At 42.2% G+C, this 15,807-nt stretch carries 9 protein-coding genes, 21 tRNA genes and 1 rRNA gene; 3 read left to right on the top strand and 28 right to left on the bottom strand.

All coding sequences use genetic code 11. The annotated features are described in order from the left end of the window. Positions 1-226: 226 nt before the first annotated feature. Both E2R53_RS19455 and E2R53_RS19450 read left to right on the top strand, forming a co-directional pair. Positions 227-1,162 (top strand): 1,4-dihydroxy-2-naphthoate polyprenyltransferase, encoded by a 936-nt coding sequence (locus E2R53_RS19455; RefSeq protein ID WP_133313409.1) that lies wholly within the window; start codon positions 227-229, stop codon positions 1,160-1,162. A gap of 120 nt (positions 1,163-1,282) precedes the next feature. Beyond that, positions 1,283-2,026: a TraR/DksA C4-type zinc finger protein gene (locus tag E2R53_RS19450; protein ID WP_133313408.1), complete on the top strand. Its 744-nt coding sequence runs from the start codon at positions 1,283-1,285 to the stop codon at positions 2,024-2,026. Positions 2,027-2,152: 126 nt separating this feature from the next. Here the strand turns inward: E2R53_RS19450 and E2R53_RS19445 are convergent, their stop codons facing one another. After that, positions 2,153-2,605 (bottom strand): SRPBCC family protein, encoded by a 453-nt coding sequence (locus tag E2R53_RS19445; RefSeq protein WP_133313407.1) that lies wholly within the window; start codon positions 2,603-2,605, stop codon positions 2,153-2,155. 105 nt (positions 2,606-2,710) lie between these two features. On the opposite strand from E2R53_RS19445, the gene E2R53_RS19440 reads away from it, so the two are divergent. Further along, complete coding sequence (locus E2R53_RS19440; RefSeq protein WP_133313406.1) at positions 2,711-3,505, top strand: TIGR00266 family protein; 795 nt, start codon at positions 2,711-2,713, stop codon at positions 3,503-3,505. Between the two features lie 336 nt (positions 3,506-3,841). Here the strand turns inward: E2R53_RS19440 and E2R53_RS19435 are convergent, their stop codons facing one another. The 27 genes from E2R53_RS19435 to rrf all read right to left on the bottom strand — a co-directional run bounded on the left by E2R53_RS19435 (position 3,842) and on the right by rrf (position 15,798). Continuing rightward, on the bottom strand, positions 3,842-6,250 hold the full coding sequence (locus E2R53_RS19435; protein WP_133313405.1) for a glycogen/starch/alpha-glucan phosphorylase: 2,409 nt from the start codon (positions 6,248-6,250) through the stop codon (positions 3,842-3,844). Beyond that, positions 6,240-7,691: a glycogen synthase GlgA gene (glgA, locus tag E2R53_RS19430; protein ID WP_133313404.1), complete on the bottom strand. Its 1,452-nt coding sequence runs from the start codon at positions 7,689-7,691 to the stop codon at positions 6,240-6,242. The genes E2R53_RS19435 and glgA overlap by 11 nt, the downstream gene beginning before the upstream one ends. Next, positions 7,688-8,716, bottom strand: coding sequence for a sugar phosphate nucleotidyltransferase (locus E2R53_RS19425; protein WP_133313403.1), 1,029 nt, complete (start codon positions 8,714-8,716; stop codon positions 7,688-7,690). The genes glgA and E2R53_RS19425 overlap by 4 nt, the downstream gene beginning before the upstream one ends. An 81-nt stretch (positions 8,717-8,797) precedes the next feature. After that, positions 8,798-9,943 carry a glucose-1-phosphate adenylyltransferase gene (locus tag E2R53_RS19420; protein ID WP_133313563.1) on the bottom strand — a complete coding sequence of 382 codons (1,146 nt, stop codon included), beginning with the start codon at positions 9,941-9,943 and terminating at the stop codon, positions 8,798-8,800. Further along, positions 9,897-11,828: a 1,4-alpha-glucan branching enzyme gene (gene glgB, locus E2R53_RS19415; protein WP_133313402.1), complete on the bottom strand. Its 1,932-nt coding sequence runs from the start codon at positions 11,826-11,828 to the stop codon at positions 9,897-9,899. The genes E2R53_RS19420 and glgB overlap by 47 nt, the downstream gene beginning before the upstream one ends. Before the next feature lie 1,298 nt (positions 11,829-13,126). After that, positions 13,127-13,198, bottom strand: a tRNA-Glu gene (locus E2R53_RS19410). A gap of 16 nt (positions 13,199-13,214) precedes the next feature. After that, positions 13,215-13,305 (bottom strand) — tRNA-Ser (locus E2R53_RS19405). A 5-nt stretch (positions 13,306-13,310) separates the two neighbouring features. Beyond that, positions 13,311-13,385: transfer RNA gene (locus E2R53_RS19400), tRNA-Asn, on the bottom strand. Positions 13,386-13,419: 34 nt separating this feature from the next. Then, positions 13,420-13,496: transfer RNA gene (locus tag E2R53_RS19395), tRNA-Ile, on the bottom strand. Between the two features lie 4 nt (positions 13,497-13,500). Beyond that, positions 13,501-13,574 (bottom strand) — tRNA-Gly (locus E2R53_RS19390). Positions 13,575-13,590: 16 nt separating this feature from the next. Then, positions 13,591-13,666 (bottom strand) — tRNA-His (locus tag E2R53_RS19385). Positions 13,667-13,706: 40 nt separating this feature from the next. Next, positions 13,707-13,782 (bottom strand) — tRNA-Phe (locus tag E2R53_RS19380). Between the two features lie 192 nt (positions 13,783-13,974). Further along, positions 13,975-14,050: transfer RNA gene (locus E2R53_RS19375), tRNA-Asp, on the bottom strand. Between the two features lie 3 nt (positions 14,051-14,053). Further along, positions 14,054-14,130: transfer RNA gene (locus E2R53_RS19370), tRNA-Met, on the bottom strand. A 230-nt stretch (positions 14,131-14,360) separates the two neighbouring features. After that, positions 14,361-14,453 (bottom strand) — tRNA-Ser (locus tag E2R53_RS19365). A 16-nt stretch (positions 14,454-14,469) separates the two neighbouring features. Then, a tRNA-Ile gene (locus tag E2R53_RS19360) sits at positions 14,470-14,546 on the bottom strand. A 5-nt stretch (positions 14,547-14,551) separates the two neighbouring features. Beyond that, positions 14,552-14,628 (bottom strand) — tRNA-Met (locus E2R53_RS19355). A gap of 31 nt (positions 14,629-14,659) precedes the next feature. Further along, positions 14,660-14,735: transfer RNA gene (locus E2R53_RS19350), tRNA-Ala, on the bottom strand. Positions 14,736-14,753: 18 nt separating this feature from the next. Further along, positions 14,754-14,830, bottom strand: a tRNA-Pro gene (locus E2R53_RS19345). A 4-nt stretch (positions 14,831-14,834) separates the two neighbouring features. Further along, positions 14,835-14,911 (bottom strand) — tRNA-Arg (locus tag E2R53_RS19340). 19 nt (positions 14,912-14,930) lie between these two features. Continuing rightward, positions 14,931-15,019, bottom strand: a tRNA-Leu gene (locus tag E2R53_RS19335). 9 nt (positions 15,020-15,028) lie between these two features. After that, positions 15,029-15,100, bottom strand: a tRNA-Gly gene (locus E2R53_RS19330). Positions 15,101-15,109: 9 nt separating this feature from the next. After that, positions 15,110-15,190 (bottom strand) — tRNA-Leu (locus E2R53_RS19325). Positions 15,191-15,204: 14 nt separating this feature from the next. Next, positions 15,205-15,280, bottom strand: a tRNA-Lys gene (locus tag E2R53_RS19320). A gap of 169 nt (positions 15,281-15,449) precedes the next feature. Then, positions 15,450-15,525 (bottom strand) — tRNA-Thr (locus E2R53_RS19315). A 60-nt stretch (positions 15,526-15,585) separates the two neighbouring features. Then, positions 15,586-15,661 (bottom strand) — tRNA-Val (locus E2R53_RS19310). A gap of 21 nt (positions 15,662-15,682) precedes the next feature. After that, a 5S ribosomal RNA gene (rrf, locus tag E2R53_RS19305) occupies positions 15,683-15,798 on the bottom strand. Between the last annotated feature and the right edge of the window lie 9 nt (positions 15,799-15,807).

Genomic DNA, 15,807 nt, shown 5'->3' with positions numbered 1-15,807 from the left:
TGGACAAAGAAATGGTATAATAGAAATAACGACTATTATCCTTATTATATTACTACCCTGACAACATTAAAATCAAAAGCTCTCGCGGAAGAAATTTCCCGGTCAGGGAATTAAATGATTGTTCAAACATTTGTAAAAGGATTGACACAATATTGTAAATTTCCTACACTTAATTCTGGGAAGCAAACGTGCTCCATTTGGTTGACAAAAAGGGGAGAAATCTTTGATGCATACACAATCACACACTACACAAAATGTGCCCTCCATCAAAAAGGATAAAAGCTGGAAAGTATGGTGGATGCTGTTGCGTCCGCACACACTGTCTGCCGCCTTTATTCCTGTTACGATCGGTACGGTGCTTGCTTTAAATGAAGGTCAGGTTCATATCTTATTATTTCTAGCTATGCTGATTGCATCCATTTTAATTCAGGCTGCAACCAATATGTTTAATGAATATTTTGATTTCAAGCGCGGACTTGATAATGAAAATTCTGTCGGAATCGGCGGAGCAATTGTAAGAAACGGTGTGAAACCAAGGACGGTTCTAAACCTTGCCTTTGCATTCTTCGCCGTCGCAGCACTTTTAGGTGTTTATATTTGCATGACCTCCACTTGGTGGATCGCTGTTATTGGGTTAATCTGCATGGCTACCGGCTATTTTTATACAGGAGGCCCTATGCCAATTGCCTACACTCCATTTGGGGAGCTTGTTGCAGGTTTCTTTATGGGCATGGTTATTATTCTGCTTGCTTATTACATTCAAACTGGTACGATATCACCGATCAGCATCCTTATTTCCATTCCGATCGCTTTCCTGGTTGGAAACATCATGCTGTCAAATAATATCCGCGACCTCGACGGCGATAAAGAAAACGGGCGCAAAACACTGGCAATCCTGATTGGACGCAAAAAAGCGATTATTTTCCTCGCTTCCATGTTCGCTGCTTCATATGCGGTCATCTTGATCATGATTGCACTCGGCCACTTGTCCTTTTGGGCGCTTTTAGTCTTAATCAGCACACCTAAAGCATACAGTGCCGTAAAAAAATTCGTCGGCAAATCACTTCCGCTTGAAATGATGCCTGCAATGAAAGCAACTGCTCAGACAAATATTCAATTCGGCTTCTTGCTCGCACTTGGTTTATTCATTAGCACAATCTAACCTTTACACGGTCCTTTGACGGGCCGTTTTTTTTGTACATTATTTACAATCATGAATTGCCTTAATCTGTTCATACTAAAAAAAGAAGAAATTACTTCTTAAGGAAGGAGCGTGAACGGAATGCTTAACAGCGGTCAAATGGCTTCCTTTCGCTCACAGCTTGACGCAAGAAAAGCAGAAATTGAGCAGCACCTGCAGGAAAACAAACATTTCGGGCTCGAGCAAAGCTTTGGGCACGATTCTACCGGTGAGCTTTCAAGTTATGACAACCACCCTGGTGATGAAGGCACAGAGCTTTATGAACGTGAAAAAGATATTGCATTAAATGAGCATGTTGAGGAAGAATTAAGCGATATCAACCGAGCACTTGCAGCCATTGAAAAGGGAACTTACGGGGTTTGTGAAGTATGCGGAACTGACATACCAGAAGAAAGACTTGAAGTGCTTCCCACTGCTACAACTTGCAAGGAACATTCACCGGAGCAGGCAATTTCCCGTTCAAGACCGATTGAGGAAAGCATTCTTGAGCCGGCATTTGGACAATTCGAATACGATGAAAGCGATTCTGAAGCCTATGATGCAGAAGACTCATATCAAGATGTAGAACGCTTTGGCAACTCTGAAACTCCGTCTGACATGGAGTATCCTGTTGATTCCTACAATGACGTGTATATGGAGAACGATGACCCCACAGGGTATGTTGAAGATTATGAGAACTTCGCAGCTACAGATATCGAGGGTAAGAACGTAACCGTGTATCCAAACATACAGCATAGACAGTATGAACATACTCTTGATGAAGAAGGGATTATGACTCCTTTCGGTGACCTTCCTGCATCAGAGAAGGAACCTTATAGTGAATAATAAAAGCGGAATCGCCCTGTTTATCTCCTAAAGGCGGATCCGTTCTGACAGAGGAGTTAGGTGATGGCGCTATACATCAAGGCGCAAATTTCATCTTAAACAGAGTTCCCGCTAGGGGACTCTGTTTTATTTTGCTTCTGCGGTTTTTTTTAGTTCCTTCGCCCGGTCCGAGAGAAAATTTTTCATATACCTCTCTAAAAATAATAAATCTGCGGCTTTGCCTATACATCCTAATGGTGATTGATATTCAAAGCGGTCAGTCATCACTGTTTCATTACCTGAAGGAGCAAACGTATGTGTATGATTGAAAGACTTGAAAGCTCCTTTAACCATGATATCTTTAAATTCATAAGGCCGGTTCATTTCTGTTATTTTGGCAGTCAGCCTTTGCTTAATACTGAAGTGAACGGCCTCCCATTCTACTGTATCCCCTTCTTTAAGAAGCCCGGTGGTTACACCCCCAACCGCTTTCTCTTTTGTTTTCTCAGTCGTTCTCGTATGAACCTCTACATTTCTTGCAAGGTCGAAGCAGACTTCAATTGGCGCTTTAATGAGAATGGTGTTTTTAATGACAGGCATAGGCTTATCTCCTTTATGAAGAACTCCTTTCATTATAAATGGAAATCGGAAGGGTTTTCTTCCTTAATGACGAATGTTTACAAAAAAAGAAAAGAGGTGACCTTATTGAACGCACACGAAATTGATTACACGATTTATGGAGATGACATGCAGTTTGTTGAAATTGAGCTCGATCCAAGTGAAAGTGTAGTAGCCGAGGCCGGCGGAATGATGATGATGGATGACGGCATTGATATGGAAACCATCTTTGGAGATGGGTCTGAGCAAAAAGGCTTAATGAGCCGTTTAGTAGGTGCCGGTAAGCGTGTCATTACCGGAGAAAGTTTATTTATGACGGTCTTTACCAATAAAGCGGGAGGCAAAAAGCAGGTGTCATTTGCAGCTCCCTATCCAGGAAAGATCATCCCTGTCGACTTAAAAGAAATGCAGGGCAAGGTTGTTTGCCAAAAAGATGCGTTTCTATGTGCTGCTAAAGGCGTTTCAGTCGGGATTGATTTTCAGAAAAAATTAGGAACCGGCTTCTTCGGCGGCGAGGGATTCATTATGCAAAAGCTTGAAGGAGACGGTCTTGCCTTTTTGCATGCGGGAGGCACGATACATAAACGGCAGCTTGCACCCGGGGAACGTCTTAAAGTGGACACAGGCTGTCTTGTCGCGATGACGAGAGACGTTAACTACAATGTCGAATATGTCGGGAAAGTTAAAACGGCCTTTTTCGGCGGTGAAGGATTATTTTTTGCAACTGTACAAGGGCCTGGGACTGTATGGGTGCAGTCTCTTCCGTTCAGCCGTCTTGCCGACCGTATTTTTGCAAATGCTCCAAGTGCCGGCGGACACTCTTCAGGAGAAGGAAGCATCCTTGGCGGACTTGGACGATTGCTTGATGGGGATAACCGTTAAAAAGATGGGCTGTTCAGAAAGTCTAATTACGGAAAAAATGTTTTTCTCAATAATTAATGTTGTCCGTTCATTTCCGCTCAAGATTTTTAACATGTAGTCTGAAAACAACAAAGTTTATGAATAGAGTCTACTTAAAAAAGCAGGGAGGAAATAACATTTGTTTTTCCTCCCTGCTTCATTTTAGAGACTTATTGGGCAATCCCATCTTAATTTATATGATTTTGTCAAAGCAGCAGCTTTCTCACTTGTTTGCAATATATGCTAATTAACCTGATTTGTTGGAATCCCAAAACTCAGACAGCAGAAAACCCGCTCAATAAGCGGGTTTTCAAAAACTTAATGAATTACAGGAATCGGCTGTATGTCCCAAATGCCATCAGCATACTCATGGATCGTCCGGTCACTTGAGAAATAGCCTGAGTGCGCAATATTAAGAAGTGCTTTTTCAAGCCATTTATCCTGGTTTTTGTAGGCTTTTTCGAGCTGTTCCTGAGCATCCACATAGGATGCAAAATCACGCAGTACAAAGTAATGATCATTTTCATAAAGAAGGGAATCTTTTATTGCTTCAAACTCATCTTCGGTATCAGGAAAGAATCCGTTTGTGAGCTGATCAACCACTTGTCTGATCCGCAGATCATGATGATAATATTCAGATGAACGATATCCGCCATTTTCGTAATAGTTCAGAACCTCATCAGCCTTTAAGCCAAAGGTGAAGATGTTCTCTTTTCCTACTTCTTCTAAGATTTCAATATTCGCCCCGTCCAATGTTCCCATTGTAAGCGCACCGTTCATCATGAATTTCATATTGCCTGTTCCAGACGCCTCTTTACTGGCAGTAGAGATTTGTTCACTGACATCTGTCGCAGGGAAGATATGCTCGGCAAGTGAGACCCTGTAGTTTTCCATGAATATGACTTTCATCATCTTTGAAACTTTCGGATCACTGTTTACTTTATCAGCAAGAGAGTTAATAAGCTTAATGATTTTCTTAGCATAATAATAGCCTGGGGATGCCTTTGCTCCAAAAATAAACGTCCTTGGATAAATCGTAAAATTGGAATCCTCTTTCAGCCTGTTATACAGATACATGATGTGCAGCACATTTAAGAGCTGGCGTTTATAAGCATGAAGACGTTTCACCTGAACATCAAAGATTGAATGTTTATCAACGGAAATACCCGTTTTCTTTTCAATAATATCTGCTAGAATCTCTTTTCTTTTCCGTTTAACGGCTGCAAATTCTTCTTTTAATAGTGGATTATAGATATGTCGTTTTAGTTCAATCATGAGGTGAGGGTTTTTAATCCAGTCGGTTCCGATTGTTTCGGTAATGAGATTTGTCAGTTCTGGATTGGCTTTAATCAGCCATCTGCGGTGTGTGATGCCATTTGTTTTGTTGTTAAACTTTTGAGGATAAATTTGATGAAACAGTTTCATTTCACGGTTTTTCAAAATGTCAGAATGGATCTTTGCAACTCCATTGACGCTGTGGCTTCCTACAATTGCTAAATGGGCCATTTTTACGACGCCGTGAGCGATAATCGCCATATTTTCAATACGCTTCCAGTCTCCAGGGAAACGATTCCATAATTCTTTGCAGAATCTCTCGTTTAATTCTTCAACAATCATATAGATTCTTGGAAGCAGCGGCTTAAAGATATGCAGAGGCCATTTTTCAAGTGCTTCCGATAAAGTCGTATGATTTGTATAAGATATCGTATTAAACGTAATATTCCATGCTTCTTCCCATTCCATATGCTCTTCATCAAGCAGAATTCTCATAAGTTCCGGGATGGCAAGAACGGGATGAGTATCGTTTACATGGATGGCAACATGTTTATGAAATTCATGCAGGGTATCATTCTTTTTAAGGTATGACCGCACAATGGACTGCAGGCTTGCAGAAACTAGAAAATATTGCTGTTTAAGCCTGAGAATCTTTCCTTCATCATGTGTATCATCCGGATATAAAAACTCTGATACTGCTTCTGTTTCGCGTTTATAAGCAAGCACATCACGGTGGTGAGGCGGATTTGGAGCCGGCTCAGCGTTCCACAGCCTTAATGTATTAACTGTGCTTGTTTCATAGCCAATGACAGGCATATCATAAGGTACAGCCATAATATTCTCAGATTGAACGTGGCGGAATTCAAGCTTTCCATCTTCGTGTGAATGCTCAATCTTACCCCAAAATGGAATCTCAATTGCCTGATCCGGCTTGCGGACTTCCCACACATTTCCGTGCCTTAGCCATTGTTCAGGCAATTCCACCTGATAGCCATCTACAATCTTTTGGTCAAAAAGACCATGTTTATACCTGATGCCGAGACCATGTCCAGGTAAATTTAATGAAGCAAGCGAATCGAGAAAACAAGCAGCAAGGCGGCCTAAACCGCCATTGCCAAGCCCTGCATCTGCTTCACTTTCTTCAATCTCCTCAAGATCGATTCCAAGATCAGCGAATCCTTCAAGCACAACTTCATGAATGCCCAAATTCAAAAGGTTTTGTCCAAGCAGCCTTCCAAGCAAGAACTCAATTGACAAGTAATAAACTTGCTTGTTGTTGCTTGCCCGGTTCCATTCGTTCGTTGAGATCCAATTGCTGCTGATATGTTCTCTCACCATATTCCCAAGCGTTTGGTATTGATCACGTTTTGTTGATTCAGCGAATTTCTTTCCATAACTCATTTCCAAGCGCTTTAGAAAACTGTCTTTAAATTCATTTTTGTTAGAGAACATGACTCCCACTCCTAGTCATTAAATCAGCATAAAGCTGGTTGTATTTAAACGCAGACTGCGCCCAACTGTAGTCTTCTTTCATAGCTGTTTTGACAAGGCTGTTCCAAATGGTTTTTTTCTTATAAATCGTGCATGCCCGGTTAACGGTGTTCATCATATCATGAGCATTGAAGTTAGTGAACGTAAAGCCGTTCCCCTCACCTGTATCATCGCGGTAAGAAGTCACGGTATCATTCAGGCCGCCAGTTTCTCTGACAATCGGAATCGATCCGTATCTTAGAGCAATCAGCTGGCCAAGACCGCATGGCTCAAACTGAGAAGGCATTAAAAAGAAATCCGAGCCTGCATAAATGCGGTGTGCAAGCGGCTCATCAAAGCCTATGTATGCTTTGCACTTATCAGGATACAGCCACTCCATGTGCCTGAAGAAATCCTCGAACTTTTTCTCTCCGGTACCAAGGATGATAATCTGCATATCTGATTGAAGCATTTCATGCAGCACTCGCTCGACCAGATCAAGGCCCTTTTGCTGAGTTAATCGAGTGACCATTGTGAGAAGAGGCGTATCCTCTTTTTCCGGAAGGCCAAACATCTTCTGAAGCTCTTTTTTATTCTTTGCTTTGTTTTTGACTGAGTGCTCATCATATGGAAACGCTATGTATGGATCGTCCCCCGGATTATAAATTGCATCATCAATTCCATTTAATATGCCCACTAGGGAAGCTTCCTTCACCCGCAGCAGCCCGTCAAGCCGCTCGCCAAAATACGGGGTTTGGATCTCATTCTTGTAAGTTGGGCTTACCGTTGTAATTAAATCTGAAGCAACAAGAGCAGCTTTCATGAAGTTCACATAGCCATGGAATTCCAATTGATCTGCATTAAAATACCGGTCATCAAGACCAAGTAAATCATGCAGGATATCTCTTGGGAAAATCCCCTGAAATTGCAGGTTATGAATCGTAAAAACCGCTTTCATATTTTCATAAAATGATTGAGAAGCGTATTCTTCTTTTAAAAGGAATGGCACCATGCCTGTATGCCAATCATGGCAGTGAATCACATCAGGCTGGAATTCGACTGCTTTAATTGAATCCAGAACCGCTCTGCAGAAAAAAGAGAAACGCTCCCCATCATCAAAATGGCCATACAAAGAGTCACGATTAAAATAATATTCATGATCAATGAAATAATACGTGATTCCCTCAAATTCCAGCTGTTCGATTCCGCAATATTGGCGTCTCCATCCGACAGGAACAACAATATCTTTAATCTTTTTCATTTTTGAGCGGAATCGCTCCGGAATTTGACCGTATTTAGGCAAAATCACTCGAATATCCGTGCCAAGACGCTTTAATTCCTTGGGCAGCGCCCCTGCAACATCCGCCAGACCTCCGGATTTTACAAAAGGGACACATTCCGATACAACAAATAATACCTTCACGATTTCATCAGCGCTCCTTGTACTGTTCCTTTTCTAAGCACGATCGGCAGATCAGCAGATCCTTTTAATTCAATGCCGCTGCCTACTTTTACATCCTTATCAAGAACGACGTTCTCAAGCACGCAATTTTCTCCAACCTGAGATTTTTGCATGATGATGCCATTTTTTATGACCGTTCCTTTTCCGATATGAACAGCTCTGAAAATAATGCTGTTTTCTACATGTCCTTCTATCACGCTGCCATTTGCAATCATTGAATTTTTCACAACAGCATTCTGTCCGTGTCTTGCTGGCGGCTCATCCTTCACCTTAGTTAAGATAGGACGGTTTTTAAGGAATAACTGCTGCCAGACTTCAGGCTTAAGCATTTCCAGGCTGTGGCGGTAATAGCTTTCAATAGAGTCAATAATGGCAACATATCCATCAAACTCATAATCACAAATCAACATTTTATGGGTATTATCCATAATCACTTGGCCAATAGTTTTGTAACCTGTTTGATTATTGTCATGGATAAGATTCAGCAATAATTTCGTCGACATCACATACATATGCAAAGATTCGCCATCTTTGCGGATTTCCGTAATATCGCAGCCCATTTTCACATGTTTCGCAAGAACATCTTTGAAATCAATGTTGCAGACTGTATAGCTGTTTGTGATCACCGCATATTCCTGCTTGCTTCTCAAGAAATAATCAATGTGATCTGACAGCTGGCGGATCGATCCAAATTCATTATATTGGTCGTTTAAATGCGGAGACGGGAAAAAGAACAGCCCATCACGCTTTCTGTTTAAATCCCATTGCTTGCCTGACCCTAAATGATCCATCAGAGAACGGTATTGGTATTTTGGAAAAATAGCTACACTGTCAATATCCGAGTTCACCATATTTGATAAAACAAAATCGATTAATCTGTAACGCCCCGCAAACGGAATAGCAGCCATCGACCGATTCACCGTTAAGTCCTCGATGGCATTTGTATACGTTGTTGCATCAATAATTCCCAGCATCCTTTGATTCATAGCTGTTCCACCTCTCGCATTCGTTTATTTTCATCGGAAATAAATAGGATTTCTCTGCTGTTTGCACATCGTACTTACCGGTTATGCTCCTGCCGTTTGCTCTACTAGTTCTTCCGTTACTAAAATGACTTCTTCAATATCTTTATCCGAACGAATGACCATGCCATCCGGTACAACTAAACCTGATGGTACAATCGCATTTTCAATATAGACATTATTGCCAATGACCGCATCCGGCATGACAACCGTATTTTTCAGGAATGAATGCTGCCCCACTGTTACGCCCTGGAATAAGACCGAATGGTGAATGGTTCCATAAACCACGCATCCTTCGTTTACAAGGGACTCAGTAACTTCTGCACCCTCTGATAAATATTGAGGAGGCTGATTCGGGTTGACAGAATAGATGCGCCAGTTGTTATCAAACAAATCCAGCTCAGGCACTTCATTTAATAGATCCATATTAGCTTCCCACAGGCTTTTAACCGTACCAACATCTTTCCAATAGCCTTTAAATGGATAAGCCACAAGTTTTTTCTTTTCATCAAGCAGCAAAGGCAATACGTCTTTGCCAAAGTCATGGCTTGAGTACGGATTACGCTCATCCATTTCCAAGAACTCTTTTAAAATGGACCATTTGAAAATATAGATGCCCATCGATGCCAGGTTGTTCTTAGGATTTTGAGGCTTCTCGTCAAATTCAATGACTTCAAGATTGGCATCTGTATTCAAAATACCAAAGCGGCTTGCTTCGTCCCATGGCACTTCTTTTACAGAAATAGATACGTCTGCATCTTTTTCTACATGGTAATCCAGCATTTCCGAGTAATCCATTTTATAAATGTGATCTCCCGATAAGATCAGTACATACTCTGGATCATATTGTTTTAAATAGTTAAGGTTTTGATAGATGGCACTGGCTGTACCTTTATACCATTTCACTTCTGAGGACTCTGCGTATGGAGGAAGTACAGTAACTCCTCCGTTTTTGCGGTCAAGATCCCATGCACTGCCAATCCCGATATAAGAATTCAGTACAAGCGGCTGATACTGTGTCAGCACCCCTACTGTATCTACACCTGAATTGCAGCAATTGCTTAATGTAAAGTCGATGATGCGGTACTTTCCGCCAAATGGCACTGCTGGTTTTGCAAGGTTTTGCGTTAAAGAACTTAAACGACTACCCTTTCCTCCTGCCAATAACATTGCGACGCACTTTTTTTTCACCATGGTTGATTGTCTCCTCTCGTTTTTTAACTGCGCGTAAAATGGATATTCCATAAGGCGGAATGGTCATTGATATGTGATAAGGCTGATTATGCAGCGTGCCTTCTTGTGCTTTAAGATCTTTCTTATTAACCTGGCCTGATCCTCCAAATACAGTGTCATCGCTGTTCATGATTTCAATGTATTTTGTATCGGCCGGCACCCCCACTTTATATTCGTGGTAGGTTTGCGGTGTGAAGTTGCAGACTACAACGAGCTGCTCATTAGGCTTTAGGCCTCTTCTGATAAAGGAAAAGATACTTTGGTCGGAATTATTCACATCAATCCATTCAAAGCCTTCCTGTGAGTGATCCTGCTCATACAGAGGACGCTGTCTTTTATATACAGCCATCAGTTCCTTGAAATAGGTTCTTGACTTTTGATGCATGTCAAAATCATCAAGCACCCAATCAAGCTGCTCAAGATCCTTCCACTCATCAAACTGGGCAAATTCGCCGCCCATAAACAGCAGTTTTTTTCCTGGATGAGTCATCATATACCCGAGAAGCAGACGATACTGAGCAAACTTCTGCCAATAATCCCCCGGCATTTTATTCAGAAGTGAACGTTTTCCATGAACCACTTCATCATGTGAAAGCGGAAGGATAAAGTTCTCAGTAAAGGCATAAATCAGTGAAAAAGATACCTTGTGATGAAGGTGTTTCCGCTGTTCCGGAGGAGCTTCCATGTACTTGAGGATATCGTTCATCCACCCCATGTTCCATTTGTAGTTAAACCCAAGCCCTCCTTCAGAGGTAGGTGATGTCACCAGAGGAAAGTCGGTTGAGTCCTCTGCTATCATTAAAACACCAGGATCATAGGCAAATACATTTTCATTCAGCTTTCTCAAGAAATTCACTGCAAACGGATTTTCATGAGGCTCTTCAGTATTCTGCCAGTAGAGCATGTTCGCTACTGCATCCACTCTGAATCCATCAATATGATATTTTTCAAGCCAGAAAAGAGCATTTGAGATTAAGAAACTCTGAACCTCAGGCTTCCCTAAGTCAAAGTTAGCCGTACCCCAAACCTCATTCTCCCGGTCTTCATATCTCTCATATTCAAATGTCGGTTCCCCATCGAAATAATACAGACCATGCGCATCCTTGCAGAAATGGCCCGGCACCCAGTCCATGATGACGCCAAGATTATTCTGATGACAAAGATCGATGAACTTCATTAATTCATGAGGAGTTCCGTACCGGCTTGTAGCCGCATAATATCCGGTTCCCTGATATCCCCATGAACGGTCATAAGGATGTTCGATAATAGGCAGAAGCTCAATGTGAGTAAATCCATGATCGAGAACATACGGAATCAAAACATCCGCTAGCTCCAAATATGTATAAAGGCTGCCGTCCTCTTTCTTTTTCCAAGAACAAAGATTAAGCTCGTAAATATACATCGGCCGATTATAAATTTCCTTCTGACGCTTCTTCTTCTGCCACTTCTGATCATTCCACTCATAATCACCCAGATCATAAACAATCGAGGCAGTATTCGGTTTTACCTCTGCATAAAAGGCAAATGGATCAGATTTAAGAATTTTCTCATTTTTCCGTGTAATAATCTCGTATTTATACAGGTCGCCCTCTTTTATATCCTGAATAAAAGCAGACCAGATTCCTTGATCATTCACTCTTTCAAGCTTGTGATTCGAGCCGTCCCAGTGATTAAAATCACCTGCAACCCGCACCTCAAGCGCATGAGGAGCCCAAACAGTAAACACAGTACCGCAAACACCGTTCCGTACGCTGCTGTGAGCACCAAATAATTCATGAGCTTTAAACAAATTTCCCTCATGGAAAAGATGAACCTCAAAATCAGTTGGCGTAGCAAGATTCATTCCTAATCACCCTTTCTATAAGTTTATCTTAATTCTAATTTCAATCAGAAGGAAGGATTACCTTTTTTGTAAGCGCTTCTACTTATTGACATGATATGTCATGAATCATTATTCATTTTTCAAAAAACTATTCTTTTAAAATGATGTCGAATGAGGAAACGAAAGAAATAAGGATAATCGAAGAATTTGGCGAAATGAACATCAGTCAAATATACTAAAAAAATCAATATACGTAAGAAAATACAGGTATTTCTAACAGGATATTCCAATTGTGTATTTTGAGTAAGTTATATCACAAAAATAGTAAATTCGACAAAATGAGTAAGAATTGTCGAAATCTTTTTATTCTTCATTTTCGTTTTTTCTTTTTTTTCTTTATTACCATTACATATACCTCTCTTTAAGATATTTCAAACCTTCTTTCATAAAGTATTTATATAGATTTATATTATTTGTTGAAAATATATTTTAAGTTCATGAAAAAGAATATGAATCATTTTTTTACATGACTTTTCCTGAAGGTAGTAGAACCGCAGTTATTAATTTCTGAATTGTTTTTAAGTAAGTTCTGTTAGATAAAATACTGCCTGAGCACTGGAAAGCTGGTTTGTTAAGAGGTTAATGGGAGAGTTAGAAATATTTGGCGAATAGTTGGAGACTAGTTAAGAGTTAAGAGCTTTCATTTTAATCAACATTGAACGTAGGTTCTCTTTATCAAGGCACTTGCAGAAACTGGCAAAGGCAGCTATAAGAGCTTATTGTTTATAGAATCATGACTGAAGGGTTAGTTAGAAGAGGTTCCATACAGGCGCATAGAATGGGTAGGAGAAGGTTGAGACAGATAATAAAGGGGATGGGGTACATAAAGCTTTATTACTGCTTAAAAAGATCCTCTTACATAACTTCTCATAGATTGTTTTCGAGTATAAATGTTGTTCTTTACTTTCCGCTGCAGGAACTTGCTTTCCGCGGTCCTGCTGGGAGCCTACCCGGCTTGCCTGCGGGTTTTATGAGGACAAAAATCTAAAATGGAAGCTGTAAAATGGAATTAACAACGCTGTATAAGGACAAAAATTCAGAAAGGCGGCTGCAAAGTGGAATTAACCACGCTGTATAAGGACAAAAATCCAGAAAGGCGGCTGCAAAATGGAATCAACCATTTCCCTCTGTTTCCCGCAGGAATGTTCCATTCGCTACAATCCACTTAAAGTTTTTATCATTTAGTCTAATAACAACAATATTTATAAACAAAGTCAATTAAAAAGAGTGCTGCACATAGTGCAGCACTCTTTCAAGTATGACCCGTACGGGATTCGAACCCGTGTTACCGCCGTGAAAGGGCGGTGTCTTAACCGCTTGACCAACGGGCCAAAAAACAAGGCTTTCTGGCGGAGAAGGAGGGATTTGAACCCTCGCGCCGCTTACGCGACCTACACCCTTAGCAGGGGCGCCTCTTCAGCCACTTGAGTACTTCCCCAGATATGGCTCCGCAGGTAGGACTCGAACCTACGACCGATCGGTTAACAGCCGATAGCTCTACCACTGAGCTACTGCGGAATAATATTGAAACCTAATTTCTCCAAAACAGAAATGGTGGGCCTAAATGGACTCGAACCATCGACCTCACGCTTATCAGGCGTGCGCTCTAACCAGCTGAGCTATAGGCCCATTATGGAGCGGGTGATGGGAATCGAACCCACGACATTAGCTTGGAAGGCTAGAGTTTTACCATTAAACTACACCCGCAATATGAATATAAAAATGGGGCGACTGATGGGAATCGAACCCACGAATGCCAGAGCCACAATCTGGTGCGTTAACCACTTCGCCACAACCGCCACTATTATATTTGTTTAGCATTTACAACATTAAGGTAAATGGTGGCTTGGGACGGAATCGAACCGCCGACACAAGGATTTTCAGTCCTTTGCTCTACCGACTGAGCTACCAAGCCATTTAATAATTTGCAGTACAATGATGTTACATTCTTGAAACCTTCGCCCAAATTTCAGTAAGCTTAACCAAGGAGCAGCTCAATTTGTGCGCTGATGCTTATGCTTCGAAGCTTATTCAATCGTGCTCTACCGACTGAGCTACCAAGCCATTTGTATGAATTAAATCTTTACTAAACTGTACATAGTAAAAATGGCGGTCCCGACCGGGATCGAACCGGCGATCTCCTGCGTGACAGGCAGGCATGTTAACCGCTACACCACGGGACCATTTGGTTGCGGGGACAGGATTTGAACCTGCGACCTTCGGGTTATGAGCCCGACGAGCTACCAGACTGCTCCACCCCGCGATAGTAATAAATTAAATCTTTTTTCAATGCTCATTGTTCGCGTTCTCCGTCCCGATTTCAGAAAGCTTAGCCAAGATGCGGCTCAATCGGTACGCTGGAGTATTTTCGAAGAAGCTTATTCGATCGTGCTCCACCCCGCGACAATATTAATTAAGTTCATTTAATCCGATTATTATGGTGTGAATCAATCGGCTTGCTGAAGTAAGTTATTCCACTTATCAAAATAAAAATGGAGGAGGTAGAGGGATTCGAACCCCCGCGGGATTTGACTCCCCTGTCGGTTTTCAAGACCGATCCCTTCAGCCGGACTTGGGTATACCTCCGAATGACTAAATAGAATGGTGGACCTTGTAGGACTCGAACCTACGACCGGACGGTTATGAGCCGTCTGCTCTAACCAACTGAGCTAAAGGTCCTTTTTTGGTAGCGGCGGAGGGAGTCGAACCCACGACCTCACGGGTATGAACCGTACGCTCTAGCCAGCTGAGCTACACCGCCCCAGGAACAAAGTCAATTAATTCTATTTAATTGGTGGAGCCTAGCGGGATCGAACCGCTGACCTCCTGCGTGCAAGGCAGGCGCTCTCCCAGCTGAGCTAAGGCCCCTAATTAAAAGTTTGGAAATGGTCGGGAAGACAGGATTCGAACCTGCGACCCCTTGGTCCCAAACCAAGTGCTCTACCAAGCTGAGCTACTTCCCGTATATGGCGCGCCCGATAGGAGTCGAACCCATAACCTTTTGATCCGTAGTCAAACGCTCTATCCAATTGAGCTACGGGCGCATATATGATATGAAATAAGTGGTGCCGAGGACCGGAATCGAACCGGTACGGTAGTCACCTACCGCAGGATTTTAAGTCCTGTGCGTCTGCCAGTTCCGCCACCCCGGCGCAAGCAAGAGCGGAAGACGGGATTCGAACCCGCGACCCCCACCTTGGCAAGGTGGTGTTCTACCACTGAACTACTTCCGCAAAATATGATGCGGGTGAAGGGACTCGAACCCCCACGTCAAAGACACTAGATCCTAAGTCTAGCGCGTCTGCCAATTCCGCCACACCCGCATATTAAGGAAAAATGGTGTGCCATGAAGGACTCGAACCTTCGACCCTCTGATTAAAAGTCAGATGCTCTACCGACTGAGCTAATGGCACTTAATTTAGAAAACACTCTATAGTTTTGCAAGACACCCAAATCTCAGAAAGATTATTCAAGGAGTGGCTCTATTTGTGTGCTGAAGCATAAGCTTCGAAGATTACTCGATCGTGCTCTACCGACTGAGCTAATGGCACATATTCAAACTTGATTCGGTATAGAACCGAATGGTGCCGGCAAGAGGACTTGAACCCCCAACCTACTGATTACAAGTCAGTTGCTCTACCAATTGAGCTACACCGGCATATAAAGTAAGTGATACTTTTTTGCTGATCTGAAGCAGCGTTTTAATACCAAAAATAAATGGTGGAGGATGACGGGCTCGAACCGCCGACCCTCTGCTTGTAAGGCAGATGCTCTCCCAGCTGAGCTAATCCTCCGCTTGAATATTTTTGTCATTAGCCTGGCAACGTCCTACTCTCACAGGGGGAAACCCCCAACTACCATCGGCGCTAAAGAGCTTAACTTCCGTGTTCGGCATGGGAACGGGTGTGACCTCTTTGCCATCATCACCAGACATAGTGAC

It is taken from the genome of Peribacillus frigoritolerans, from assembly GCF_004358755.1.
GTDB lineage: Bacteria > Bacillota > Bacilli > Bacillales > Bacillaceae > Bacillus_P.
Note: the sequence above shows the minus strand (reverse complement) of the source record. Positions and strands in the feature narration are given on the sequence as shown.